Source organism: Sporosarcina sp. G11-34 (assembly GCF_026931025.1).
The window spans coordinates 201,631-228,211 of record NZ_JAHNZW010000003.1 but is presented as its reverse complement, the minus strand read 5'-3'; the positions used below and the strand labels follow the sequence as shown (position 1 = coordinate 228,211).

Genomic DNA, 26,581 nt, shown 5'->3' with positions numbered 1-26,581 from the left:
ATTTACCCTAACCCAGTTTCAAATGAAACGCAACGAATACGAAAAAACACGAATCCTTTAATAAAGGTTCATGTTTCAATAAAGATAAATGTTTTATTCAATCAACTAACTAAGTCACTCACATGTTTTTGACTCTTTCTCCGCTCTATTGCCATATATATAACAAATACAACGAAAACAAGAGCACCTGACGTTAAGTAAACATATTGATATCCGAAATGGATTGCAATGAGTCCTAGTACATAAGATCCAATCGCAAGTCCGGTATCAAAAAAAGTGAAGAATGTAGCTGTAGCGTATCCACTTCTTTCATGTTTTGTCGATTGAACCGCAAGCGTTTGAAAACTCGGGACAAGTGCACCGTATCCAAACCCGATGAATGCGCCTGCAACTAAAAATCCCACCGCGGCATCCATGTTTGCTAAAAGAACAAGACCAATGGCAAAGGATATAAAACCGGGTATGATTACATATTTAGGACCTTTCTCATCGAACAGTCTTCCCGTAAACGGACGAGTCAACAACATAACCGCCGCGAAAACAAGAAAGAACGTGCTTGCCAATGTCAAGAGCCCTTTTTCCTGTGCATAAATGGATAAGTACGACAAAACACTTGCGTAGGACAACGCAATCATACTTCCTAGTATAGCCACTGGAAGAGCCTCTTTTTCAAATAAATCCCCTATTTTTAATTTGTTTTTCACAAGACTTTTTTCTGTAATAACCCCAACTGGTGCCGATATAGACATTAACACACCCACAACCATTAACATACTCAACACGATAAACAATACATCGAATGAGTAGGATTGAATGACGTACAGTGCAATTAATGGACCTAGAACAACGGCTAAATTTGTAGACATAGTAAAATAACCAAGCCCCGCCCCCCTACGCCTAATTGGCACGATATCTGCCGCAATTGAAAGTGCAGCCGTCGTTATAATACTAAACCAAATGCCCTGAAGAAAACGCAGTACTAAAAGCACTTCAAATGGTTTGATAAAATAATAAAGAACCGTACAAACTAAATAAAGTACGAGAGCAATCCAAAGCATTTTCCGCTTTCCAGCAACATCCAAAATTTTACCTGTGAATGGTCGGACAACAATAGCGGAAAGTAAAAAAGTCGTCATCAATAAGCCCGCTTCTTCATCCGTCCGGTTTAACACACCGATTGCATAAAGAGGCAATGTAGTTACTAGACCATAAAAAACGATGAATACTGTAATATTTGTGATAAATAAACTAATAAATGGTCTTGTCCAAATAGGCTCTTTCTTTACCAAAATCTAATCACCTTTCCTTATTCATCTTTTGCAATAACGCTATAAGCATCGTTTGTTCTTCATCCGACATTTTTTTTAAAAACTCATGTTCAAATTTAATGATGGAGGCCTCGATTATTGGGAACTTAGATACCGCAACTTGTGAAAGGCGCACTACCTTTTCCCTACGGTCTCTCCCTTCTGTTGTTGTCAACCACCCTAGCTCCTCCAGCCGACCGACGGTTCGTGTAATCGTTGGAGCTTCCACATTTAAATACTTACATATATTCGTCAATGTCATTTCTTCGTGACGATGTATACAAAATAATACAGACCACTGCGCGGCAAATAAATCATGTTCTTTAAGAGTTTCATTTAACTTTTTATTCAGTATACGTGTCTTTTGAAAAATTTCATGAAATAAAGGATTCATTATTTCCTCTCCCCCCTTAGTTACCTAGGTAACTATTTAACTATACTTCTGTATCCGAAGCATGTAAAGAAAACAGGCAACCCCTTGAATATCGGGATTGCCTGTTTTATCATATTGTTAATTTTTCTGAACTTTTCCAGCGCATCGAGACAATCGTCGTAATGACAAGTACGATGAGACCGAGGATAAACGGATAAATAATATGGATATCAAACAACACTCCCGCAAGTAGTGGGCCAAGTACGTTCCCAATACTCATATATGCATTGTTCATGCCCATTGCAAATCCTTGCTCATTTCCCGCTAATTTCGAAATAAGTGTTATTAAAACAGGTCTTAATATCGATGTCGCCAGGAATATGATCATTGTAACGACAAAAAACATGAAATACGTCGATGCGAAAATGGATAATAAAAACCCGGCTGCCGCTACCGCAAGGAAAAGGCTTAACACCGCCGCTTCACCAAACTTGCGTACAATCCGGTCAACTGCAAACAATTGAATGATTACACTTATAATCCCTGTAGATGTAACAAGCACGGCAATATCTTTCGGTGTTGCACCGAATTGATTGTCCACAAAAAGACCAAGAACCGACTCATAAGCCATTAACCCGAAGCTCATAACTAATGTGATAAGGAGTGGCATAAAATAAGGCTTGTTAAATGTTTGCACAATCTCTTTTATCATTGATTCCGATTTTGCATTACTTTCTTCAACTTCCGTCCCCTTACTTTCTTTCAATAGAAGTGCTGAGAACACAACAGCAACTACTCCAACGAGTGCCGAAATCAGAAGAGGCATCTTTAAACCAAAGTCCGCCAAAAAACCACCGATTCCTGGTCCAATAACAATACCAAGAGACATTGCAGCCGATATCATACTATTTCCTTTTGCACGCTGGTCCATCGTTGTAATGTCTGCAACATAAGCAAAAATTGCCGGAATTAACAGCGCGGCACCTATCCCGCCAATTACACGGGAAAAGTATAGAACTCCAATTGAATCGGAGAAATAGAAAATGAACATAGATAGCGCTAGGCCACTAAGACCTGCAATAATCATCACTCGTCGACCATATTTGTCTGCCCACTTTCCAGCAATGGGTGACATCGCTAGTTGCGCGCCAGCAAAGATTGCAATCATTAACCCTGCCGCTTTTCCACCTTCCCCTATCGAAACGAGGTAAGCAGGTAAAATTGGAATAATAATACCAAAACTCCCTACAGCTATAAACATATTCACCATTAATATAATTAGTTTCTTTCGTTGTTCACTTGACAAAACAATTCACCCTACTTTCTAGACGCCGCATTTAATTTAAGACGACTCCTCATTATATAAAAACTTGTAGGAATAAGCTATAAATTCAACTCTACTAATTTTCAAGTTATCTTATTCAAATAATTGCATTGAACATATCTAAAGTAATTAAATACTCTTGGGCTTTTAACAACTAAGAAAACTTTTGCGCTTCTAATTCGTCTAATTATAGAAGGCTTTCTATTTTTCATATCCAAAAGTTTGTTACACTAAATATAGAACTCTTCAAGGAGGTGTCAATATGAAATCATTTATTAAAAAAATAAAATCTTTCGCAACACACCCGAGCACAATCATTTTATTATTACTTTTCATCAAGATCATTGCTTTTCGACTTGCCGTTTTTCATAATAAGTCTGTCACTCATATTGCATTTATTGAATTTCCACTATGGGCATTTATACTATGCCTCATTGTTCTATTGGCGAAAAAATATACATGGACCGGAATTTTCCTATTCAATACGATCGTGTCTATATTGTTTGTTGCAATTATTTACTACACCCGTTATTTTTCAACCATTCCCTCTTATTATGATTTACAGCAGATTTATCAATCGAATTCTGTCGGAGGAACAATCGGCCTCTTAAGTAGTCCATATGACCTATTACTTTTTCTAGATATTATACTTATACTCCCGATTGCATATTATTTTAATGCTAAGAGGATTAAATCTTCTGTTAAAGTAAATAAACGTTTAGTACTTATATTTGGAATTACTGGCCTTATTACAACGAGTCTTGCATTCAGACAACCACTTATTGATGTCTCGTATTTCGCGAAAGAAAATGGATATTTACAGTCCCAGATGGTGCAAGTTTTCACACGTGGCTTCGGTACGGCGCTTGCTTCTGACGTTAATTTATCAGAACAAGCTGTTGAAAAACTAAAAGGCAATAAGTATGTCCCTGCCAATAAGCATGAGTCTTATGGGATTGCTAAGGATCGACATGTGTTTGTCATTCAAGTCGAGTCATTGCAAGGCTTTGTCATTAACGAACAAGTTAATGGACAAGAAATTACACCGAATTTAAATGCATTGTTGAAGGATAGTACGTACTTCGATAATGTGTATCAGCAAATCGGGGCGGGTAATACTTCCGACGCAGAATGGCTTATGCATACATCCATTTATCCAGAAGGCATGGATCCGACTGTCAATGTGATTAACGGAGATCCCGTTCCTTCTTTACCTCGTACTTTGCAACAAAATGGATACGGCACAGCAACTTATCATGCAGATGACATTACCTATTGGAGCCGTGAAAAATTATATCCGGCACTCGGTTTTGATTACGTTTACACAGATAAAGAAATTCCGGCAGAACAAGAAATTGGATTTGGACCAGCAGATGAAGTATTATTCGATTTTGCTTCACAACAACTTCCATCACAATTAAAAAAACACAAAAAAATGTACTCAAATATTATTACATTAACAAGCCATACGCCATTTGAAATGCCAGAACATCTTCAATATCTTACTTTACCCGAAAGCTATGAGGACACATACGTCGGCAATTATCTTCAATCCATTAGATATACAGATGAACAAATTGGCGCATTCATTGATATGTTAAAAAGGGAAGGCATATACGATGACTCGTTACTTCTTATTTACGGGGATCATTCCGGGATTCACGGGGCTCCCGTCACTAAAGAGGATGAAGCCGTTCTTTTAAATATACTCGGTCATTCGTACAACTTACAAGATCGATTCATCGTTCCAGTCATTTTCACCGCCAGCGGACTTTTTAAAGGTGAAACGATTGATTATTTGGGTGGTCAAGTTGATCTAATGCCTACATTATTGAACTTACTTGGTCTTGAACACGATGCGCAAATGGTCGGTCATAATTTATTTCAATATAAACATAACTTGCTCGGCATGCGTTACCATTTACCCGGCAGTTCGTTCATAAATGACGACACATTATATGTTGCACCGAGCGCTAAATTACCCGCGATACTGTACAATTCAGAGACGATGAAAGAGAAATCCCGAACGAATAAAACACAACAATCCATCGACAATGCTTTAAAAATTATGAAACAGTCCGATCAAATCTTAAAATCCTATGGCAATCGAAAATAATATAAACAGCCCAATCCAGTTTAACCTCAACTGGATTGGGCTATTTATGTCTATATTATGCGTTTCCTGCAACTATCTTCTGATCTTTCGGTAAAGCTAAACCAACAAGTCCAATAATCGGTAAAAATGAAACGACAATCATCGTTTGATAGATTCCAATATCATCCATCAAAATACCAATAACAACAGAACCTATGGCACCCATACCAAATGCCAGTCCAACAGTTAAACCGGCCATCGTTCCTATTTTACTTGGCACAAGCTCTTGAGCATATACTACAGTCACTGAGAAACTTAACATAATGAAAAAACCAATGACCAATAACAACAAAATAACTGCAAACAAAGGAACGTACGGCAACAATAGACATAAAGGTATCGGCACAACAAGTGATAATATAATAGTATTTTTCCTACCTATTTTATCGGCAATCGGTCCCCCGAAAAAGGTTCCTGCCGCTCCAAGTGCCAGGAATAAGAAAATACATAACTGGCCCTGAGGAATTGTCAGCCCATACGTTTCAATTAAATGGAATATGTAAAAGTTCGTTATGTTGATTACGTAAAAGGAACGAGCAAAAATAATAACAAGCAGTAAAGTGAGCGCTACGCCTATTTGTTTTTTTGTTAAATTCTCCATTGACGATAAAATAACTCGTTTGCGATTGTTCAGTTTTTCTTGTATTAGCTGTTCCTTATACCAAGCCGAAATTTTCATTAGGATATAAATAGCAAGTGCCGCTACTAATATAAAAACTGCCGCACCTCTTTGACCAAGCGGAAGCAAAATATACGCACTTATTAAAGGTGCAAGTGCTTGCCCGGAATTTCCCCCTACTTGATAAATCGATTGGGACAATCCCCTTTTCGGACCCGCCGCCATGAATGAAACACGAGATCCTTCGGGATGGAAAACAGCTGATCCAAATCCGAGAAAAATAACAAAGACTAGAATCATCCAATATTCTGGCGCAAATGCAAGCCCCGCAATCCCGACAAGCGAAAATGTCATTCCAATAGGAAGAGCATAAGGTTTAGGTTTGCGGTCACTCAAATAACCAACAACGGGTTGTAACACCGAAGCGACCATATTCAGTGCAAAGGCGATAAGCCCTAGCTGTGTAAATGAAAGTCCCATACTTTTTTCAAGTATTGGAAACATAGCCGGAATAACAGCTTGTAACGAATCATTCAGTAAATGCACGCCCCCAATGGCGAACATTATTGGGTAAACTGGGTTTCCTACCATAGTAGAAGATTTTGTCGTCATAAAACAATCACATTCTTTCTATATTCTAAATAACAAGACTACTTCAGTATATACTAAAATAATCTACCAAAGGGTGAAAACTAGATTTCATCTTCCTTTTCAAAGGTCTTATGACTTGAATTAATTGACAATAAAAAATCCTATCATTTAAGATTGATAGGATTTTTCTTTTATTTTTCTATTTCTTATTAACTGCATGTGCAGCGCGATCCCCGATAAATTGAATTAATTGAACAATTATGATTAAAATAATTACAGTCGCAATCATGACCCCATTTTGGTAACGATAATACCCAAATTGAATCGCAAGGTTACCTATACCGCCTCCCCCCACAATTCCAGCCATTGCCGAATAGCTCAATAAACTTATGATCATAACTGTCATTCCAGAGATCACCCCTGATTTCGACTCTGGTAATAAAACTTGTCTAATGATTAGCCAAGGCGATGCCCCACATGACTCTGCCGCTTCAATTACCCCTTTGTCAATTTCACGTAAAGATGTCTCCACGAGACGTGCGAAGAACGGAATCGACGCTATTGTAAGTGGGACGCTTGCTGCTAAAGGCCCCGTCGATGTGCCAATAAGTAGTTTTGTTAACGGAATTAAAACAACAAGAAGAATAATGAATGGGATAGAACGAATAATATTTATAATCGTCCCCGCAACATTTTGCAAATACTTGTTTTGCCAAAACATTCCTTTACTCGTTACAAAAAGTCCGATTCCTAACGGAAGTCCGAAATAGTAACAATATTTAATTACATATTAATTGTAATAATATAATAGTGTACGATATACACTATAGACAAAGAGGTGATAATTATGAGCGATTTATTGAACTCCTTAACGATAGAATTACGTAGGGGAACGTTGACATTAGCTGTTTTGAGCCAATTAAGTATTCCCCAATACGGATATTCGCTCGTCCAACTTCTAGAGAAATCGGGAATTACAATCGATCAAAGTACGCTCTATCCTTTACTAAGACGACTTGAAAAACAAGAGCTCGTGACAAGTAGTTGGGATACGTCAGAAAGTAGACCACGAAAATATTACACAATAAGCCCATTTGGAATCGACACTTACAAACAGTTAAAATATGAGTGGGAAATAATGACCTGCGAACTAAATCTAGTTCTGAAAGGAGATGAAACAAATGAAACTGATTGACTTATATATCCAAGAAGTGACACGCAGATTACCCAAAAAAATGCGCAAAGATATTGCTTTGGAGCTGCGCTCAACAATTGAGGATATGCTCCCTTATATTTATTCTGAAAACGACGTGAAGCAGGAACTTGAAAAGCTTGGAGACCCTATTTCACTTGCCGCTCAATATAAAGACGAACCAATGCATCTAATTGGACCTAAGTTTTACGATATGTATAAGTCCGTTCTAAAAATGGTGTTACTTATTGCTTCTGTTGTAACAATCATCTTTTTTCTTCTTGAAAAAGTTGAATCACTTACTGGAAACGAAGTGCTTCCGCTATTCATAGTTTCTATTTTCGGGGAAGCAATATGGGTCGTTATCGACACTGCCATTCAATCCTTTTTTTGGGTGACCATTGTATTCATCATTTTAGAACGGACGATAGCCCCTACCATTCATACACCATTGACATTATCAGGTGAAAAATGGACACCAAGTGATTTAGAAAAAATATCTTATCTCCCGCATTATAAAGCTATTAAAAAAAATGAAATTTTTTTTAGCTTCCTTTGGACTGTTATTTTGGTAACCCTTTATTTCAATTCTACACGCTTAATCGGTATTTATGAATCAAGTAATGATCAGCAAGGTTTGCAATTTAAACTTCCCGTTTTTGACAACGATATTTTAATTTCTTATTGGCCACTTGTTGTATTCTATATTGTTTTGGATTTATTATTAACCATTTACAAAATGAAAACTAAAATGTCGACGTATAAACTAGCGATTAGTAATACGATTGTTCATCTGGCAGGAACTATTTCCCTACTAATTATCGTCAACACCCCAGGTATACTGAACATCGATTTCCTTACTTATATGGCTTCTATTTTCGATCAATCATTTGAACATACACGTATACTCATGACCCGTATTACATGGGGAATTGTAGTATCACTTGTCGCAATTAGTATGATCGATATAATTACAAGCTTTCTTAAAGCTAGAGCTAGCAACGAATAGAATGTGGATTAGAAAAAGGTTAATTTACCCCCACGGGTTGATTAACCTTTTATACGTCATTATAACTAGTACGGCGTCTTCCCTGCTTTGAAACAATTAGACTCGTCGTAACACCAACAAAGAACACAGTCGTATAGGACAATAATAAATGCGAAGATACAATCAACATACAACCAACCGAAACAATCACAAGATCAATACAAAAAATCACTACTCCCGGATTCAAAGCCAATTTTCTCGCAAGCATTTGTCCAAGCAAATCGAGCCCACCCATGCTAATGTCAAAACGAAACATAACTCCAACCCCCGAGCCAATAAACACCCCACCCAATGCAGCACTTAAAAATGGTGACATCATTAGATTCTCCCCAAGTATATGTAATGGATAAAATACGTCTATCATAATTGAGGAAATCAGCATTCCATGAATCCCGTTGTAGAAAAAAGAACGATAAAATACCCAAGCAAATATAAATATGGGAATACTAATCAAAAGAAATGTGAACCCCACTTTTACCCCCGTCAAATAATGAATGACTAGGCTGATCCCTAGAGCGCCCCCCTCTAATAATCTAAATGGAACAAGAAATAAATTGATGCCAACTGCGATGAAGAAACAACCGATGAAGATGATTAGTGTTTTCTTAAAAAGTTCCATTAAACCCCACCTATTCATAAGACTCTATAGATGTATATGCCCCGGGCCCCCAAGTCTTTCCGAATACAAATAAACAAAAACGCAATTAAAATAACAATAGGAATTAAATCCTTCCATTTAGTGAAGTCTATACAGGACAGATAACAACCAATAAAGATTAAACTAGTACGAATAGGAGGAAATAATTTGGAAAAAGATCCATCAAATCGAGATAAAGATGACGAAGAACAAGAAAATACATTAACAAACAGACAAGGACACCCCGTCACCGATAACCAAAACTTAAGAACTGTCGGTAATCGCGGACCTGCTATTTTAGAAAACTATGATTTCCTTGAAAAAATTAGTCATTTTGACAGAGAACGGATTCCTGAACGTGTTGTTCATGCACGCGGTGCAGGTGCCCATGGTCATTTTGAAGCATATGGAACAGCCGGAGATGAACCGATATCCAAATATACAAGAGCAAAACTTTTTCAAAAAAAAGGAAAAGTAACACCCGTTTTCGTTCGTTTTTCATCAGTCATTCACGGGGGGCACTCCCCCGAAACGCTTCGTGACCCTCGTGGATTTGCTGTGAAGTTTTATACGGAAGATGGGAACTGGGATCTTGTCGGAAATAACTTGAAAATCTTTTTCATTCGCGATGCGATTAAATTCCCCGACATGATTCACGCATTTAAACCCGATCCAATTACAAATATTCAAGATAGCGAACGTTTCTTCGACTTTTGTGCCAGTTCTCCCGAGTCATTCCATATGGTGACGTTCATTTATTCCCCTTGGGGCATACCGGCTAATTACCGGATGATGCAAGGGTCCGGTGTCAATACGTACAAATGGGTCAACAGTGAAGGGGAAGCGGTTCTCGTAAAGTATCATTGGGAACCAAAACAAGGCATAAAAAACTTAACGCAAAAAGAAGCAAGTGAAATTCAAGCAGAAAACTTTAATCATGCCACACAAGATTTGTATGACGCCATTAAAAGTAATGACTACCCCGAATGGGAACTTCTTGTCCAAATTATGAGTGACGATGAACACCCCGAACTCGATTTCGATCCTTTGGACGATACAAAGTTATGGCCTGAGGACCAGTTCCCATGGCTACCTATTGGAAAAATGACTTTAAACAAAAATCCGGAAGACTACTTCACCGAAGTTGAACAAGCCGCTTTTGGTACAGGAGTACTTGTTGATGGCCTCGACTTTTCTGATGACAAAATGCTTCAAGGACGTACTTTCTCCTACTCGGATACGCAACGGCATCGTGTTGGTGCAAACTATTTACAACTGCCGATTAATGCGCCAAAAAAGCGAGTAGCTACAAATCAAAGCGGCGGTCAAATGCAATACAAAGTAGACCGGGCACCAGGTCAAAATCCGCATATCAACTATGAACCATCCCTTTTAGGCGGATTAAAAGAGTCCATACAAAACGGCAAGGAATACACACCTTATATAGAAGGTAAATTAGTACGGCAAGCGATTGACCGACAAAGCAACACAAAACAAGCCGGTGAAACGTACCGCGCGTTCGAAAAATGGGAACAAGACGATTTAATTTCGAACTTGGTTGCAGATCTTTCAAATTGTGACCAACGAATCCAATATAAAATGATTAAACTTGCTGAAGAAGCCGATAAAGATTATGGTCGCCGCTTACAAGAGGGATTAGCAAAAGCCGCGGGTGGTGGTTCAAGTCAAAAACCTCTTGGAAATAGGGATGGCGATTTATCACCTGAAAAAGCAATTGAAAAAGGACATGACGCGGATCCTTATTAAAAATAAGTAAATGTAATACAATCCTTTTCAAAATCAAACCCCTTAACTGAAATCAGTTAAGGGGTTTGATCTTTTGAAGCGATTGTTAAGCTAAGCTAGAATTGTAATCATCTGTTCATCTTCCGTTCACCTGATACGTATAGACTTAAGTCATCAAGAAAAACGGAGGAATTAATTATGAATATCGCATGGAAAGAAATTAAGAAAAGTAAAGTTCGGTTTATGATTTTAGGTTCAATCATTTTTCTAGTTAGTTTTTTAACATTTATTATTTCCGGTTTGGCAAACGGTCTATCACAAGATAACGCAGCGTTAATTAAAGACTTACCAGATGGCCAATTTTACATGAATGCCGATGCAGACGAAACGTATAATCTATCAAGAATAGACGGTAGTGTCCAAGAAAAATTACTTACTGAACAAAAAAATGGAGTTGCGCTTTCAATTCAGATGGGCTTTCTAAATGATATGGACGACAAACAACGAAGTGTTGCCTTTGTCACTTCAACCAATTCAAAACTGTTTGAAAGTGTTGAAAATGGAGAAATTGTGTTAGATCGTTCATTAGAAAAAGCTGGGATAAAAATTGGGGATACATTAACAAACAATCAATTCAGTGGGGAATTTGTTGTCAAAGGCTTTGTTGATCAAAAAAAATATAGTCATGCACCAGTCGCTTACATTAACATGGAAAACTACAAAGAAATCTACCGTGTAAATGAAATGCATTTCGTTTTCATACCCGGAGCGGATAATGCTCAGGTCATCTCCGGATTACAAGCATTTTCGAATAAAGAGTTTTTAAATACGATTCCAAGTTATAGTGCAGAACAAATGTCTCTTAATATGATTATTTGGTTTTTAGTCGCCATTAGCGGGATGTTGTTTGCAATTTTCTTCTACATGATGAACGTTCAAAAAATCGGATTGTACGGCATTTTAAAAGCGATTGGCGTGAAAACAAGTTCGTTGTTCAAAATGATGTGGACACAAATGCTATTTATTACTGTGATTGCACTCGGGTTTTCTATTGCACTTAGCCAAGGGTTTAATATGATTGCACCTGAAGGAATGCCTTTCAGTTTAACTATTGAAACAACGATTCAACTGTCAATCATCTTCCTAATCATTGGATTTATAGGGGCCACACTTTCAGGTATTCAAATTAAAAAAATTGAACCATTACAAGCCATTCAACAAGGAGAGGTTTAATATGACGATTTTCACAATTGATGAAGTTAGAAAAACGTTTACGAACGGTGAAGTGGAAGAAGAAATATTAAAAGGAATTAATCTTTCTCTTAAAGAAGGTGAGATTACAGCTTTAGTTGGTGCCTCCGGATCAGGTAAGAGTACAATCCTTACAATAGCGGCAGGACTCCAACGTGCATCTGACGGTCAAGTAGTATTCGAGGGTGAAAATATGACTGCCATGAATCAAGAGCAAATTCGAAAAATACGAGCAAGTGAATTCGGTTTCGTTTTTCAATCCGCACACCTCGTTCCTTTTCTTACAGTGGAAGAGCAGCTTATGCTCATGTTAGACGTTTCAGAATCCAAAATGACAAAACGCGAACAAAAAAAGGAAATTGAAAAAGTACTGAAATTAATCGAAATGGATCATCGAAAAGATGCCTACCCCGCTTCCCTTTCTGGTGGAGAAAAACAGCGAGTCGCTATTGCGCGGGCAATCATTCACAAACCCAAAATGTTGTTTGCCGATGAGCCGACTGCAAGTTTAGATTCGAAAAGATCAAAAGACGTCATGGTTCTCATCCAGGAGTTAACTAAAACGTTGAACATTACAACATTAATGGTTACTCATGATGAAGAAATGCTTTCTTATGTGGATCATATCATCACAATGAAAGACGGCTTAGTCGTATAAAAAAAGGAGTCCTCTTCTATTCAAACAAAGGGCCTTAGCATTTTGCTAAGGTCTTCTTCACTTTTGAAAATTAACTTCAACAATTTTACACAATGCTAGAAAGTGTTATTTTACCTTCGTCATCCACCACAATATGCTTCCCGTCACTCATTTCAATTTCAAGCGGATACGATTTCGAGACTTTTTTGGAAAAGTACCATTTTCTATCTGGTTTCACAAGAACAATAAACGTATCACCTTTGCCTAAGAAATTCACAGAGTTAGGATTGACTTCCGTTCCGCCGCGCAATGCAATACCGAAATCTTGTAGCTGTTCCCCGACTTCCGCCACGAATGGTGTTGTTATGCCGACCTCACTTATATTCAGAAATGACGCCGTCGTCAAATCACCTAGCAAATCCCGATGTCTGCGACCTATGAGTTCAATAATATTTCCGGCTGGATCTTCAAAATACATTGAGTCGGCAGCAAAGCTTGGGAAAAACACTTCGTCTCTTCCTTCATCTCGGTTCAACGTTACTCTATCTTGCATCCAAAATTTCATCATAGAAAATTGGTTGCCGGGAATATTAATCGCGAAATGATAAAATGCGGGCTGATCCGTATATTTAAACGTAATCGTGGATTCCCCAACTTTGACAGTGAACTGCTCACCGCTCGTCTCGGAAATATCCAACTCTAAAACGCCCCCATAAAAACGTCGCAATGATTTTAGTTTATTCGTATAAAAGGTAACAGATTTGAACATGGACCCACCTCGTCTGATTTTCAACCGGGTATCGAATAAGAAACCCTTACCTCTTTATGATTCCACGGCCATGTCTACTTTTCCTTCTTTCAGTTTCTGAAGCTCGGGATGTACCTTACGTATAACAGGCGGTCTAGCAAGAATAAGAACAACGCCTATTAATAACAAGCTAGATCTTATAAGAATCCATTGCACCGGTAAAATATCGTATAAAAATTCGTAAATAACAACTCCAAGCGGCATAAGTGCCATTGTCTCCATAATTGAAAACACGCGCCCTTTGTAATCGTCATCGATAACTTTTTGGAGGTGTGCACAATAGAAACATCGGGTGAACGGATTCGAAAACTCGGAAAGCAGCAACTTGTTGCATTAATTGAGCCCTACGCTTCACGGCTAACGGAAGGCTACGAAGCTGCTCGATTACTAAAGTTATTGCAGCCAATCTTTATATCGTCTGGATAAAGAGGCTTGGCGGGCTTCATCTGATATGTCAGCTAATATCTACGATAAAATGAATATTATTCCACGACGTGCGGCTATCGGAATTGATATTTAACATACTCAAAAAACCTTCCCTAGTCGGTATAACCGCGTAGGGAAGGTTTTTATCATTTTATTAAATAAGCAATTTCAGTCGTCCATTTATTAAGATTTGGTTCTGCGACGGGATCCGTCAAATAATACTCGAAGCGTCCGCCCCATACTTCTTTTTCCATTTTCAATTCAATATCCCATTTAATATCCCGGTCACGCGCCCATTCTTCAAGAATAGCGAATGAGTCACTTAACAGATCTGGATGACCGTTATGTACAAGCGTTGCGTATTTCCCCGTTGGAATCGTTCCCGAAATGACACGATCATCTCCGAAAGTAGTACCGGCAATCGGTACACCGACTTCAAGTTTGAATTTTTCTTTCGTATCGCCTATTGTCCAGTATCTATAAAACGGTGCGCCATTCGGATGAACACCTTTACGTCCTAGCCAGCCAAAAATCTCAACGACGAGTTCATTTGCTTTATCCATTTCATGTAAATAAAGCTCTATTGGAATATAGACATAAGGTTGTCCGGCCCTAGCCTCCACCCTCGGCTTAGTTATTGTTTGTAATGTCGACTTCGAAATGTTAAATTCCCGCGTATTTTGGTTGTTGTATGTTGGCATAATAATGTCTCCCCCATCTATAAAATTGTATTTCTCTTTTGCGAAAAGAAAAAACAGTAAATGTTTGCTACTTCATAGTATGGGAATACGTATAGTAATTATTCATGAAAATAAAACTTTTTTTACTTATTTTAGCTAGGGGAAGAAACTCAGATTGATTCCATTAGTCAAAACAAAACCGCCTTCTATATTATTTCAGAAAGCGGTTTTCCAATAAATCATTTAGTAGGAACCGTTTCAATCCGATCTTTTTCAGTCCCGGCCACGACAACCGCTGCTGATGCATCCCCTACGACGTTTACCATCGTACGCATCATATCAAGAACCCGGTCAATCCCTGCGATCAGTGCGATGCCTTCGAGTGGCATATTGACCGAAGTTAACACCATTGCCAACATAATCATCCCCGCTCCTGGAACTCCAGCAGTCCCAATAGAAGCTAATATCGTTATTAAGACAACCGTTAGAAGTTGAGTGAATGACAAATTCAAGCTGTAAAATTGGGCAATAAAGATAACCGCAACCCCTTGATAAATAGCCGTACCATCCATATTAATTGTTGCACCAAGCGGAAGGACAAAACTTGAAATCTTATTTGGGACACCTAGATTTTCATTCGTATTCTTAATTGTCATAGGCAATGTGCCTGAACTGCTTGCTGTACTAAAAGCGATAAGTGCTGCAGGTGAAATCCCTTTAAAAAAAGCAAGTGGGCTCATCTTCCCCCATGTTTTCACTGCAGTCGAGTAAACAATTGCCGCGTGCAATATACAAGCAATATAGACAGCTAAGATAACTTTCAAGAGTGGAAGTAAAACCGAGAGTCCATACTGTCCAATAACGGGTGCCAGTAGACCAAGAACTCCGATTGGTGCCACTTTCATGACGATGCCGGTAATTTTGTACATCACCTCTGCAAACCCTTCGAAAAATCGGTAAACAGGCTGCGCTCTTCTTCCAACAAGCGTAATTGCTACCCCAATAAATAATGCGAAGAAAATAATTTGTAAAATGTTCCCGTTCGCTAAGGCCGTAAACGGATTTTCAGGAATAATATTTAATAATGTCGTAATTGCGCCTTGTGGTTCTTGTGCCGCCGCTTCCGGAATACTTAGCCCTTCAGTCGATATATTTACTCCCTTACCGGGTGCGATAGAAAATGCCACTGCAAGACCAATGATGATAGCAAGAGCTGTTGTCCCTAAATAGTAAGCAACTGTTTTAATTCCGATTCTGCCTAACTGTTTTGGATCGGATGTTCCTGCAACCCCTACAACAAGGGTCGATAAAATAAGCGGAGCGATGATGAATTTAATTAACCGTAAAAATAAATCCCCGAACGGTTTTAGAAAGTCGATGGAGCTTCCGAATAAACTTCCTAAAATAATAGCCAATACAAATGCGATGAAAATCTGTGTGACAAGATTAAACCTAAGTTTCAATCTTCTCTTCCTCTCATGTTATTTGCACTCTATTTTTTCTCCTACTTTATCTTATACTTCCGATTGCAAGAACATGAATCATTTAATACAAAAAAGCCGACCTTCGTATAAAATTTCAACGAAAATCGGCACCTATTATGTGATTATTCTATTTCCGATACTTTCACGACCGCTTTTCCGATGTTTCTACCTTCAAACAGATCAAGGAAAGCATCAATTGTTTGGTCAAATCCTTCTGTAACCGTTTCTTCATATTTCAACTTTCCTTCTTGTAACCAGCCTGCTAACACTTCCGTACCTTCTTGAAAACGCGATCCATAATCGCCAACCGTGAAGCCCTTCATTAATGAGCTCGTTTTAATTAGGTAACTTTGGACACGTGGCCCGATATCAATGCTTTCACTATTATAAGCAGAAATAGCTCCGCAAACCGGGATACGTGCAAACTTATTCAGCAATGGGAATACAGCATCCGCAATTTCCCCGCCAACGTTTTCAAAGTATACGTCAATCCCGTTTGGACAGGCTTTGTTCAGTGCCATTTTGACGTTCTCTGTTTTATAATTAATTGCTGCATCAAATCCTAATTCCTCTATTAGATATTTCACTTTCTCATCCGAACCAGCAATTCCTATTACATTAGCACCTTTAATTTTTGCGATTTGGCCAACAATTGAACCGACTGCACCCGCTGCTCCCGATACAACAACCGTCTCACCTTCTTTTGGTTGTCCAATGTCTAATAGGCCAAAATAAGCGGTTAACCCAGTCATCCCCAATACGCTTAAATATGCAGATGCTGGTGCGATGTTCGCATCAACTTTTCGAATCTCAGATTCCTTTGCAACTGAATAATGTTGCCAACCAAGTGAACCGATAACGATATCATTTTTCTCAAACTTAGGAGATTTTGATTCCACCACTTGCGCAATTACTCCACTTGTAATCACTGAATTCAACTTAAATGGAGGGATATAGGACTTCACATCGTTCATTCGTCCCCTTAAATAGGGATCGACTGATATATACACTGTTCGAACGAGCACTTCCCCTTCACTAGGTTCTTCTATTGGTGCCTCAATAAATTCAAAATCCTCGTTTGTTGGCAAGCCAACCGGTCTTTTAATTAATTTAATTTGTTGTTGCAATCTACTCATCCTTTCTTATCTTCTACTAAGTATACAATTACTTTCAATTACTATCCTACTATTGGATTCTTACGAAAAAAGGACTGGACAGCATAATTGCTAATCCAGTCCTTTCATTATGTGATTATGCCGTAGCTGTAGCTTTTGCCGTTTTCTTTGCAGTTTTTCTTTGCCCTTTTTTTTCTGTTCCGGCTACAACGACTGCTGCTGATGCATCTCCAATAACGTTTAAGCAAGTACGCATCATATCCAAAATTCGGTCGACTCCTGCGATGAGTGCAATCCCTTCAAGTGGTAATCCAATTGAACTTAACACCATCGTCAGCATAATCATCCCAGCTCCGGGAACTCCAGCGGTTCCAACAGAAGCCAATACTGTAGTTAAAACGACCATTAGCAATTGAGATAACGTTAAATCTAACCCATAAAATTGTGCAATGAAAACAACCGCAACACCTTGATAAATAGCAGTTCCATCCATGTTAATGGTTGCTCCAAGTGGTAAGACAAAACTTGAGACTCGATTGGGAACCCCTAAGTTTTCATTCGTATTTTTGATTGTCATCGGCAATGTGCCCGCGCTACTTGCCGTACTAAAAGCGACAAGCGCTGCTGGAGAAATCCCTTTGAAAAATGTAAGCGGATTCATTTTCCCCCAAACTCTTACAGCCGCAGAATAAACAAGTATTGCGTGTAAAATACAAGCGATGAATACAGCCATTATAATTTTCAAGAGTGGTAACAAAACGGTTAACCCATATTCACCAACGACAGGAGCAAGTAAACCAAGTACTCCAATGGGCGCGACTTTCATAATAATAGCCGTTATTTTGTACATGACTTCTGAAAAGGCTTCAAAGAAGCGATAAACAGGTTGTGCTTTTTCTCCAACAAGTGTAATTCCAATACCAATAAATAAAGCAAAGAAAATAATTTGCAATATATTTCCTTCAGCTAACGCAGTAAAGGGATTTTCAGGGATTAGATTTAAGATTGTCGTCACTGCACTTTGCGATTCTTCCGCCGCGACTTGAGGAGCTTCTAAACCTTCTGTAGAAATCGTTAAGCCCTTACCAGGTTCCATTACATACGCTACTGCAAGACCAATCATAATTGCAACAGCAGTCGTTCCTAAATAATAAGCAACTGTTTTTACTCCCATTTTACCTAACTGTTTCGTATCTGAAGTACCTGCTACTCCAACTACAAGAGTCGATAAAATTAGTGGTGCAATAATAAATTTAATTAGCCGTAAAAATAGATCGCCAAACGGTTTTAGAAAATCAATTGAGTTGCCGAAAATACTTCCTAAAATAATAGCTAAAACAAATGCGATAAAAATTTGTGTTACGAGATTTAACTTAATTTTCATGTCCATTCCCCTGTTCCTATTTGAATATTCTCCCTACCTTAAAAACTACTTTATCACATTCAATTCAGAAAAGGGACATAAATATAGTATTTCTAAATAGAGTATGGATTCTGTTAATTAAATCCACAAAATCCATAATTCCTTTCTATTATCTAACCCATAAACCAACTATCGGATAGTTGTATTCTACGTTGTTTATCGCTTTGACGATACCGATAATCGGTACAACAAACCACATAATACTGAAACCAATAATTAGTGGAATGCCAATAATTACGAATATTAGTAAGAAGGATACGAATATCAATGCACCCATCACAAGCTGAAAAAGGATGGCTTGAATTGCTAATTTCTTTATTTCAAGATCATCAATAAATAAAAACACAACAAATGGAACTAGGAAAGGAAAATAAAAAGCACTGGAATGCACCAAAATCTTCAATCCTGTCTTTTCCATATAAAAAACCTCCATCTTTTCTACTATCTTATTATACGGAAAGAAAAAGCCAAAGATTCGTTTCGGATTAAACTTTCATAATATCGCTTTGCGCTGGTGTATAATCTAATTTCATCTTTTCTAATTCAAGCTTCATTTTTTCCGTTTCTATAATAAAATTTTGTTGTTTCAATTTTTCAAGTTCAATTTCTTCGCGAATGCTCTCCCCCCTTATTTTAGCCATTCTTCTTTTATGGTCTGTAATAATTGCTGTTATTGGCACAGCCATGACAAGTCCGACTATCGCAATCGCTTCAAACATTTCAATCATCCCCTACTCATTAATAATTTAATTGTACATTATTAGGATTATCTGTCACTAATTTTACACCTATTCTAGAAGGGTATTTTTCAAGTATTTGGGCATACTTTCATCATGAAGTATCGGAACTGGAGGTCTCCAATTGAATTTTACGCTTGAAGAAGCCGTTGAAAAATATGCACTCCCTTTCGAATCAAATGATGACCTAACTCCCTTAATCGATGCGATAGGAGATGCGAAGATTGTTCTTTTAGGTGAAGCCAGTCACGGAACATCAGAATTTTATACAGTTCGAGCAAAGCTATCCAAAATGTTGATCGAACAGAAAGGTTTTACAGCGATTGCGGTTGAAGGTGATTGGCCGACATGCCGACATGTGAATCGCTACATTAAAGGCCATGAAGATGAAACTATGACTGCGCGTGATGTATTAAAAGCCTTTAACAGGTGGCCAACTTGGATGTGGGCCAATGAAGAAATTGCCGATTTAGTCGACTGGCTAAAATCATATAATAGCCTACTTGGCCCGACACAGAAAATCGGTTTTTACGGCATCGATTTATATAGCCTGTGGGAGTCGATGGAAGAAATCCTATATTATTTAACAAGGGCTGATTCTTTGGGTGTTGATCTTGAATTAGCTAAGAAGGTACTCACTTGTTTTGAACCGTTCAACCGTCTACCCGAACATTACGCAATTGCTACGGCACATCATTCACAAACATGTGCCATAGAGGTAGGAAGACTTTTTTCATCTATTGGTGCCAATGAACATCTTTATCCTACTGATTTTGAACAAAGCCTTAATTTGAAAATGAATGCATTAGTCACGAAAAATGCCGAGGCATACTATCGGACTTCAGTTCAAACCGATGAAATTTCTTGGAATATTCGCGATGGGCATATGGTCGAAGCAATCAACGAAGTAAGAAAGTTCTACGGCGAAGATACAAAAATTATCGTCTGGGAACATAACACGCATATAGGCGATGCGAGAGCGACTGCGATGAAAGACGAGGGCATGCTCAACGTAGGGCAACTTCTGCGAGAACAAAATAAAAAAGAAGATGTTTTTGCAGTCGGTTTTGGCACTCATAATGGAACAGTTGTCGCAGCTAATGAATGGGGAGTTCCTTTTGAAAAACTTGAAGTTCCTTCCGCCAAAAAAGACTCATGGGAAGATGTACTACATAAAACGGGAACTTTTAATAAGTTGCTCATTTTCAATGAGGAAAATCGCGAACACTTCACAAAGTCGATTGACCACCGGGCAATTGGAGTCGTCTACAATCCCCAATTTGAAGCACACCAAAATTATATACCATCTATCATCGGCGATCGTTACGATGCTTTTATCTTTATAAATGAAACAACAGCACTTCAACCTCTTGACACAAAACAATAAACGGGCATGACTTTGCCATTTATGAAATAATAAAGGTATCGACATTTTATAATTGGGGGAAATGCAATGAATGAATCCAATAACGAAATTATCTCTACTGTTACATATAGTACAGTTGAACGAATTATGGGTTGGTATGACCAAAAAACGAAGCGAAGTTTTCATTGTATCCATTTATATAGCGAAACAATTTCCACTGCCAAAAATACGTTCAAACTAGAGCATGTACACGATATGTCCTATAAACCTTTCTCCAGCGGTGCCGGCTTCTTCTATTTGCACACAAGCCAAGGCGTTTTCAGTTTCGAAATCGATTCTGACCCCAACAACTTCATTCATGCGTATAAAGAACTTCGTAGATGATTTGTGAACGCTTATTTCTGCCTATATGAAAAGCCGATTGCACCTAGCAATCGGCTTTTTCACATTTATTATCTTCCAGTTATTTCTTTCCAAACGCTGCTGGCATAACAACTCCAACAACTTCCCCAGTTGCACAAAGTGTCTCATCCGCGAATACTTCCACAACCACTTTCCATTTCTTCGGATGAATTTCTTCAATTTTTCCAATGGCCTTTAGTAATGCTCCTTGCGGTGTTGGTGCTAAAAAGTTCACATTCAACGAAGCCGTTACAAAACGTGGTGGTTCTTCGCCACTCCCTGGTTCATGTCCGTTTTTTCGGTGCAGTGCGAGTGCTGCGGAACCGGTCCCATGACAGTCAATAAGCGAAGCGATTAACCCACCGTAGACAAACCCCGGAATCGCTATATGTTTTTCCGATGGTTTGTATAACGTAACCGTTTGCTCCCCTTGCCAAGCTGTTCTAAAGTGGTACCCGTCTTCGTTTAAGCGTCCACAACCAAAACACCAAGCAAAATCATCTGGATATTCATCTTGAATTGCATGAACAGTATGTAGCGTCATTCAAACATCTCCCCTTTTGTAAGTGCATACAAATACAAGTATAGCATTCTGATAACCTTAATATCTATTTTTTCAGAAAGACATAAAACTTCTATTTAAATGACTGACAACACAAATCTATTCGGTACCATCTGCGTATACTAAAGAAACGTGTTGAAGGGGGAAATATATGAAATTAAGAGCATGCTTATTAATCGCTATTCTATTCGGCGGCACATATGTAATGATCCAAAACCATAACGACTATAAAGTAAAAATGTTTTCCGAAATTCTAGAATCAATGGACGACCACTTCGTATTGCTCACTTTCAATAAACCCGCCACGCCCGGTTCTGCTCCTAAACAATGGGTGACTGAAGATGAAGTAGTCGTAGAAGATCTCATAAAACACCTACAAAATTACCGCGTTCAACGATTAAAACCAGAAGAGCAACCCGAAGTATCCGACCCCGAACAATTTAGTCTCATTTTGGAAGCACAATTAGGAAACCAACTATCCATTATGGCCGAAGAAAATATCGTTATTGTAAACTCCTCACTTTATTATGAAATTGTAGATGGACCACTTGAAGCCAATTGGCTCGTTCATTTTTTTATTAGCAACCAAAACCCTAGATAAAATAATAAATGAAACAAAGGAATTTGCATCTCCTTTGCTTCATTTATTTGATTGATTAGCCGTTTTCAATTTTAGAGATAATCCGTGTCATCCCTAAGCTTATTTTTTTTGGAAGTGCATTCATTTCAAAAAACTGGACTTCTGTTGTCTCAACCCCATCTGCCGCTAGCTTCCCTCCGACGATATCCTTTGTCGCATAAACAATTGTTACAGAATAATATTTGTCCCCATTGGCCAATTTTCTAAAATCATCTTTACCTGAAACGACTGTTACTAATTCAAGTTTGCCAATTAGAATCCCAGTTTCTTCGAACACTTCTCTTCTTCCGGCTTCTTCCGCGGATTCTCCTAACTCCATAAACCCACCAGGTATTCCCCAGAAGCCGTCAAAGTTTTTCTGTAATAGAACTTTTTGGTCACGATTAATAACAATAACGCCAACCCCAGTAAGTACAAGTGGACGCTTACCAACAACCTTCCTCAAATCCTCAATATATCCCAAATTGAATCCCCTCTATACAGTTATCCAACAACAAACATAAAGAATTCACCCATCTACTATCTTATGACCACACAAAAAAAAAAATACATTTGTCGATTTGATATATACTTATTGTAGTAACAAAAGGAGCGTGCCCATATGGAGAATATATCTATCGATGAATTCATCATTAAAAAATATCAAGAAGACGAGCAAGTAATGATCCAATTATTTGTTGCATGGTGCATTAATCACAATCTCGACGCAAATAAACTGTATGCAAAAGCCTATCCCGAACAATTGGAAAATCCTGCACTGCTAAACGTAGTGGCTGAAACGGAAGACACTGAAAAAATTGAAATTGAAGATGAAACGCTACTAGATGTGTTACAAATGTTTGGCAACATCGAACTCGCCTTCGTCGTTTCAGATGAAATCGAAAAAAATGAAAAGCGCAAAAATTAGTTACCCAAGAATTCTAAACATAGTGATTCGTTTTTACATTCCTCCCAATCTACTATATAATTAGTTCGAGAAGCGTAATAAAAGGGAGAGATGAGAATTGGTTAAAAGTTTACCACTACGTTCAGAAGTAAAAATAGAAGAAACGTGGAATTTAAAGGATTTATTTGCAACTGAAGAAGATTTTAATAAAGCAGTAGCCCAACTTGAAACGAATGTAGATGCATTTCACGATCAATTTAAAGGTAAAATTACAGATTCGGCATCCGTTATTGAATCATTGAAAGGCTATGCGGTTATCTCCGAACAATTAGTTCCGGTAGGTAATTACTCTAGATTATCATTAAGCACGGATCAGACCGATGACGCATCACAAATGCGTGCAAGTGCATTCGGTTCGACTTCGGCAAAAATCGGCAGTAAACTTTCGTTTCTAAACAGTGAACTATTGGAATTACCTATTGAAACATTGGAACAATCTATAGAGGAATCCGCTGAATTTCAAAATTACTTGGAAAAACTGATTCTAAGAAAAAAATATCAATTGCATCCCGAAGTAGAAAAGACACTAGCCGCTTATTCTACTACATTCAGTGCACCGTATGAACTTTATAATACAACGAAAATGATTGATATGTCGTTTGATGATTTTGAAGTAAATGGGCAGTCTTACCCGATGAGTTATGTATCATTCGAAGGCGATTGGGAAAACGAAACAGACACGGACATTCGACGTGCCGCATTTGATTCGTTCTCAAGTAAACTAAAAGAGTATCAGCATACGACAGCAAAAACATATGATTTACATCTTCAAACTGAGAAAACAACATCTGACTTGCGTGGTTTTGATACAATTTTTGACTCGTTACTATTCAATCAAGAAGTCGACAAATCCATGTATGACCGCCAAATTGACTTAATCACGAAGGAACTCGCACCACATATGCGTAAATACGCAAAATTACTGCAAAAAGTTCATGGGTTAGATAAAATGACATTTGCCGATTTAAAAATACCTTTGGATCCGTCATATGAACCAAAAATTACAATTGAGGAATCAAAAAGATATATCGATGACGCACTCGCTGTTATGGGTGATGACTACTTGAATATGGTCGACCGTTCATATAAAGAGCGTTGGATTGACTTTGCACAAAACAAAGGGAAATCAACGGGTGCATTCTGCTCAAGTCCACACGGAAACCATCCATACATCCTTATTTCTTGGACTGGCAGTATGGAAGATGTGTTCGTCCTTGCGCACGAACTTGGACATGCGGGGCATTTCTACAATGCAAATCGTGAACAAAATGTCTTTAACGCACGTCCATCGCTTTACTTCATCGAAGCACCTTCGACAATGAACGAAATGCTCGTTGCGAATCATCTTCTTGAAAGTTCAAATGATCCTAAATTTAAACGTTGGGTCATTTCATCTATCGTTGCACGAACATACTACCATAACTTCGTTACGCATTTACTCGAAGCTGCTTACCAACGAAAAGTGTATGAGCGTATCGATGAAGGCGGAAGCGTCAACGCAGGGATTTTAAATGGATTGAAGCGAGGCGTTTTGGAAGAGTTCTGGGGGGAAGATATTAAAATTAACGAAGGTGCCGAACTGACATGGATGCGTCAACCTCATTATTACATAGGCTTATATCCATATACGTACAGCGCGGGACTAACAATCTCCACTCAAGTCTCTAAACGGATTTTGAAAGAAGGTCAGCCAGCTGTTGATGAATGGTTGGACGTATTAAAAACAGGCGGAACAAAATCTCCAGCCGAACTTGCAAAAATGGCCGGTGTAGACATTACAACGGAAAAACCGTTACGTGACACAATTGCTTACATCGGTGAACTGATTGATCAGCTTGTAGAACTGACAGAAGAAATTGAAGCAGGTCAATAAGTTATTCAAATAAGTCAAAACGAATCAATCCGTTTGTGGATTGATTCGTTTTTTGATTTCAATTTATATGAGTTAATTTCATAATAGAAGATTTAGTGTTTAAATACGAACAAGGTTGATTTCCGCTTCGAGCGGACGATTTCCGTGGCACGGCTTCAATCTCCTCGTCACTACGTTCCTGCGGGGCTTTCAGCCAAGAGAGAGTGAACTTCCTCTCTCACTGCTGTTCCCATTGGAGTCGCCGCCCTTCGCTCCAATCAACGAAACTCCTTATATTATTAATGAACAATAAAGCTTAAAACCTCATTAACATTCGTATCTTAAGTTAAAATACGGAACTATAAAATCGACTCATATAGTACAAAAAACCATCCAAGTAAAAATCACTTAGATGGTTCCCCTTTACTATACTTATTTCATCCATTCCGGTTTACCGAAACCTTCAAATTCCGCGTCAATAACTTTCTCGAATTCAGCTGATTGAATAATTTCTATAATGTCTTTTGCAAATTGTTTATCCTTATCTTCCGTTCTTACCGCAACAACGTTCCGGAATTGGTCTGGCATATTTTCTAGCGCTAATGCATCAAGTAAATTCATCTTCGCAGCGATTGCAAAGTTTCCAGGTACAGCTGCCAAGTCTGTATTTTTCACTGAAACAGGTAGCTGACCTGCTTCAATTGGTTGGAAAACCAAGTTTTTGTGATTAACTGTAACATCTTTTTCAGATGATTTGATTGGATCAACATCGCCGTCAATTTCTATTAAACCAAGTTCTTGTAACGTTAATAACGTTCGAGCAGCATTCACAGGATCGTTAGGAATTGTAATTTTTGAGCCGTCTTCAATTTCATCCAACGACTTATACTTTTCCGAATAAATGCCTAGTGGTGCTGTCGGGACACTGATTAAATCTGTTAATTCCATCTTATTTTCTTTTGCGAAGTTCTCCAAGTAAACAATATGTTGGAATAAGTTCGCATCAATCGATTTACTATTTAATGCATTATTCGGCTGAACATAATCACTAAACTCAGTAACTTCTATTTTATATCCTTTTTTCTCTAGTTCTGGAATAATCGCTTTCGTTAACATATCACTATAAGGACCGGGTGTTGCACCGAGCTTTAGTGATTTTTCATCTCCCGATTTATCTTTTCCTCCACAAGCTACGAGTACCCCCGCAAGCGCAAGTATCAAAACCTTAAAAATAAACTTTTTCATCATTTTTCTCTCCTC

The 26,581-nt window shown here is 38.2% G+C and carries 28 protein-coding genes and 1 pseudogene; 12 read left to right on the top strand and 17 right to left on the bottom strand.

Features of this window, described 5'->3' with window-relative positions; genetic code table 11:
• Positions 1–101: 101 nt before the first annotated feature.
• The 3 genes from KSU66_RS05340 to KSU66_RS05330 all read right to left on the bottom strand — a co-directional run bounded on the left by KSU66_RS05340 (position 102) and on the right by KSU66_RS05330 (position 2,986).
• Entirely contained in the window at positions 102–1,289 is a 1,188-nt protein-coding gene (locus KSU66_RS05340; protein ID WP_269050384.1) for an MFS transporter, read from the bottom strand.
• Between the two features lie 7 nt (positions 1,290–1,296).
• Positions 1,297–1,701 (bottom strand): MarR family winged helix-turn-helix transcriptional regulator, encoded by a 405-nt coding sequence (locus tag KSU66_RS05335; RefSeq protein WP_269050383.1) that lies wholly within the window; start codon positions 1,699–1,701, stop codon positions 1,297–1,299.
• 109 nt (positions 1,702–1,810) lie between these two features.
• A complete protein-coding gene (locus KSU66_RS05330) occupies positions 1,811–2,986 on the bottom strand; it encodes an MFS transporter (protein ID WP_269050382.1) in 1,176 nt (391 codons plus the stop codon).
• Between the two features lie 280 nt (positions 2,987–3,266).
• On the opposite strand from KSU66_RS05330, the gene KSU66_RS05325 reads away from it, so the two are divergent.
• On the top strand, positions 3,267–5,120 hold the full coding sequence (locus KSU66_RS05325; protein ID WP_269050381.1) for an LTA synthase family protein: 1,854 nt from the start codon (positions 3,267–3,269) through the stop codon (positions 5,118–5,120).
• A 55-nt stretch (positions 5,121–5,175) separates the two neighbouring features.
• Here KSU66_RS05325 and KSU66_RS05320 read toward each other — a convergent pair whose 3' ends face one another.
• The gene (locus KSU66_RS05320) at positions 5,176–6,390 is read right to left on the bottom strand and encodes an MFS transporter (protein WP_269050380.1); all 1,215 of its coding nucleotides are present in this window, start codon (positions 6,388–6,390) and stop codon (positions 5,176–5,178) included.
• Between the two features lie 178 nt (positions 6,391–6,568).
• A pseudogene (locus KSU66_RS05315) lies at positions 6,569–7,132 on the bottom strand (methionine ABC transporter permease); the annotation flags it as partial.
• 84 nt (positions 7,133–7,216) lie between these two features.
• Here KSU66_RS05315 and KSU66_RS05310 point away from each other — a divergent pair.
• Together KSU66_RS05310 and KSU66_RS05305 are read left to right on the top strand one after the other, a co-directional pair.
• Positions 7,217–7,564: a PadR family transcriptional regulator gene (locus KSU66_RS05310; RefSeq protein ID WP_269050379.1), complete on the top strand. Its 348-nt coding sequence runs from the start codon at positions 7,217–7,219 to the stop codon at positions 7,562–7,564.
• Complete coding sequence (locus KSU66_RS05305; RefSeq protein WP_269050378.1) at positions 7,551–8,570, top strand: hypothetical protein; 1,020 nt, start codon at positions 7,551–7,553, stop codon at positions 8,568–8,570. The genes KSU66_RS05310 and KSU66_RS05305 overlap by 14 nt, the downstream gene beginning before the upstream one ends.
• A 49-nt stretch (positions 8,571–8,619) precedes the next feature.
• Here the strand turns inward: KSU66_RS05305 and KSU66_RS05300 are convergent, their stop codons facing one another.
• Complete coding sequence (locus KSU66_RS05300) at positions 8,620–9,228, bottom strand: YitT family protein (RefSeq protein ID WP_269050377.1); 609 nt, start codon at positions 9,226–9,228, stop codon at positions 8,620–8,622.
• A gap of 186 nt (positions 9,229–9,414) precedes the next feature.
• On the opposite strand from KSU66_RS05300, the gene KSU66_RS05295 reads away from it, so the two are divergent.
• The 3 genes from KSU66_RS05295 to KSU66_RS05285 all read left to right on the top strand — a co-directional run bounded on the left by KSU66_RS05295 (position 9,415) and on the right by KSU66_RS05285 (position 12,901).
• Positions 9,415–11,013 (top strand): catalase, encoded by a 1,599-nt coding sequence (locus tag KSU66_RS05295; RefSeq protein ID WP_269050376.1) that lies wholly within the window; start codon positions 9,415–9,417, stop codon positions 11,011–11,013.
• Positions 11,014–11,190: 177 nt separating this feature from the next.
• Positions 11,191–12,225: an ABC transporter permease gene (locus KSU66_RS05290; protein WP_269050375.1), complete on the top strand. Its 1,035-nt coding sequence runs from the start codon at positions 11,191–11,193 to the stop codon at positions 12,223–12,225.
• A 1-nt stretch (position 12,226) separates the two neighbouring features.
• Positions 12,227–12,901, top strand: coding sequence for an ABC transporter ATP-binding protein (locus tag KSU66_RS05285; protein WP_269050374.1), 675 nt, complete (start codon positions 12,227–12,229; stop codon positions 12,899–12,901).
• Between the two features lie 85 nt (positions 12,902–12,986).
• Here the strand turns inward: KSU66_RS05285 and KSU66_RS05280 are convergent, their stop codons facing one another.
• Positions 12,987–13,673 carry a hypothetical protein gene (locus KSU66_RS05280; RefSeq protein WP_269050373.1) on the bottom strand — a complete coding sequence of 229 codons (687 nt, stop codon included), beginning with the start codon at positions 13,671–13,673 and terminating at the stop codon, positions 12,987–12,989.
• Positions 13,674–13,703: 30 nt separating this feature from the next.
• The gene (locus KSU66_RS05275) at positions 13,704–13,910 is read right to left on the bottom strand and encodes a hypothetical protein (RefSeq protein ID WP_269050372.1); all 207 of its coding nucleotides are present in this window, start codon (positions 13,908–13,910) and stop codon (positions 13,704–13,706) included.
• A 48-nt stretch (positions 13,911–13,958) separates the two neighbouring features.
• Here KSU66_RS05275 and KSU66_RS05270 point away from each other — a divergent pair, with 48 nt between their 5' ends.
• Positions 13,959–14,114 (top strand): hypothetical protein, encoded by a 156-nt coding sequence (locus KSU66_RS05270; RefSeq protein WP_269050371.1) that lies wholly within the window; start codon positions 13,959–13,961, stop codon positions 14,112–14,114.
• A 146-nt stretch (positions 14,115–14,260) separates the two neighbouring features.
• Here the strand turns inward: KSU66_RS05270 and KSU66_RS05265 are convergent, their stop codons facing one another.
• The 6 genes from KSU66_RS05265 to KSU66_RS05240 all read right to left on the bottom strand — a co-directional run bounded on the left by KSU66_RS05265 (position 14,261) and on the right by KSU66_RS05240 (position 19,535).
• Positions 14,261–14,815, bottom strand: a complete 555-nt coding sequence (locus KSU66_RS05265; protein ID WP_269050370.1) for a GyrI-like domain-containing protein — start codon at positions 14,813–14,815, stop codon at positions 14,261–14,263.
• 218 nt (positions 14,816–15,033) lie between these two features.
• The gene (locus KSU66_RS05260; RefSeq protein WP_269050369.1) at positions 15,034–16,257 is read right to left on the bottom strand and encodes a dicarboxylate/amino acid:cation symporter; all 1,224 of its coding nucleotides are present in this window, start codon (positions 16,255–16,257) and stop codon (positions 15,034–15,036) included.
• A 143-nt stretch (positions 16,258–16,400) separates the two neighbouring features.
• Positions 16,401–17,414: an NADP-dependent oxidoreductase gene (locus tag KSU66_RS05255; RefSeq protein WP_269050368.1), complete on the bottom strand. Its 1,014-nt coding sequence runs from the start codon at positions 17,412–17,414 to the stop codon at positions 16,401–16,403.
• Positions 17,415–17,529: 115 nt separating this feature from the next.
• Entirely contained in the window at positions 17,530–18,771 is a 1,242-nt protein-coding gene (locus tag KSU66_RS05250) for a dicarboxylate/amino acid:cation symporter (RefSeq protein ID WP_269050565.1), read from the bottom strand.
• A gap of 154 nt (positions 18,772–18,925) precedes the next feature.
• A complete protein-coding gene (locus KSU66_RS05245) occupies positions 18,926–19,234 on the bottom strand; it encodes a DUF4870 domain-containing protein (protein WP_269050367.1) in 309 nt (102 codons plus the stop codon).
• Positions 19,235–19,301: 67 nt separating this feature from the next.
• On the bottom strand, positions 19,302–19,535 hold the full coding sequence (locus KSU66_RS05240) for a hypothetical protein (RefSeq protein WP_269050366.1): 234 nt from the start codon (positions 19,533–19,535) through the stop codon (positions 19,302–19,304).
• Between the two features lie 142 nt (positions 19,536–19,677).
• On the opposite strand from KSU66_RS05240, the gene KSU66_RS05235 reads away from it, so the two are divergent.
• Together KSU66_RS05235 and KSU66_RS05230 are read left to right on the top strand one after the other, a co-directional pair.
• A complete protein-coding gene (locus KSU66_RS05235) occupies positions 19,678–20,940 on the top strand; it encodes an erythromycin esterase family protein (RefSeq protein WP_269050365.1) in 1,263 nt (420 codons plus the stop codon).
• A 66-nt stretch (positions 20,941–21,006) separates the two neighbouring features.
• Positions 21,007–21,303 carry a hypothetical protein gene (locus KSU66_RS05230; protein WP_269050364.1) on the top strand — a complete coding sequence of 99 codons (297 nt, stop codon included), beginning with the start codon at positions 21,007–21,009 and terminating at the stop codon, positions 21,301–21,303.
• A 79-nt stretch (positions 21,304–21,382) separates the two neighbouring features.
• Here KSU66_RS05230 and KSU66_RS05225 read toward each other — a convergent pair whose 3' ends face one another.
• Positions 21,383–21,865, bottom strand: coding sequence for a PaaI family thioesterase (locus KSU66_RS05225; protein WP_269050363.1), 483 nt, complete (start codon positions 21,863–21,865; stop codon positions 21,383–21,385).
• A 169-nt stretch (positions 21,866–22,034) separates the two neighbouring features.
• Between KSU66_RS05225 and KSU66_RS05220 the strand changes: the two genes are divergently transcribed.
• Positions 22,035–22,484 carry a hypothetical protein gene (locus KSU66_RS05220; protein WP_269050362.1) on the top strand — a complete coding sequence of 150 codons (450 nt, stop codon included), beginning with the start codon at positions 22,035–22,037 and terminating at the stop codon, positions 22,482–22,484.
• A 55-nt stretch (positions 22,485–22,539) separates the two neighbouring features.
• On the opposite strand, the gene KSU66_RS05215 is transcribed toward KSU66_RS05220, so the two are convergent.
• On the bottom strand, positions 22,540–22,986 hold the full coding sequence (locus KSU66_RS05215) for an NUDIX hydrolase (RefSeq protein ID WP_269050361.1): 447 nt from the start codon (positions 22,984–22,986) through the stop codon (positions 22,540–22,542).
• Between the two features lie 138 nt (positions 22,987–23,124).
• Here KSU66_RS05215 and KSU66_RS05210 point away from each other — a divergent pair, with 138 nt between their 5' ends.
• Positions 23,125–23,430, top strand: a complete 306-nt coding sequence (locus KSU66_RS05210; RefSeq protein WP_269050360.1) for a hypothetical protein — start codon at positions 23,125–23,127, stop codon at positions 23,428–23,430.
• A gap of 97 nt (positions 23,431–23,527) precedes the next feature.
• Positions 23,528–25,342 carry an oligoendopeptidase F gene (gene pepF / locus KSU66_RS05205; protein ID WP_269050359.1) on the top strand — a complete coding sequence of 605 codons (1,815 nt, stop codon included), beginning with the start codon at positions 23,528–23,530 and terminating at the stop codon, positions 25,340–25,342.
• A gap of 411 nt (positions 25,343–25,753) precedes the next feature.
• Here pepF and KSU66_RS05200 read toward each other — a convergent pair whose 3' ends face one another.
• Positions 25,754–26,566 carry a MetQ/NlpA family ABC transporter substrate-binding protein gene (locus tag KSU66_RS05200; protein WP_269050358.1) on the bottom strand — a complete coding sequence of 271 codons (813 nt, stop codon included), beginning with the start codon at positions 26,564–26,566 and terminating at the stop codon, positions 25,754–25,756.
• Between the last annotated feature and the right edge of the window lie 15 nt (positions 26,567–26,581).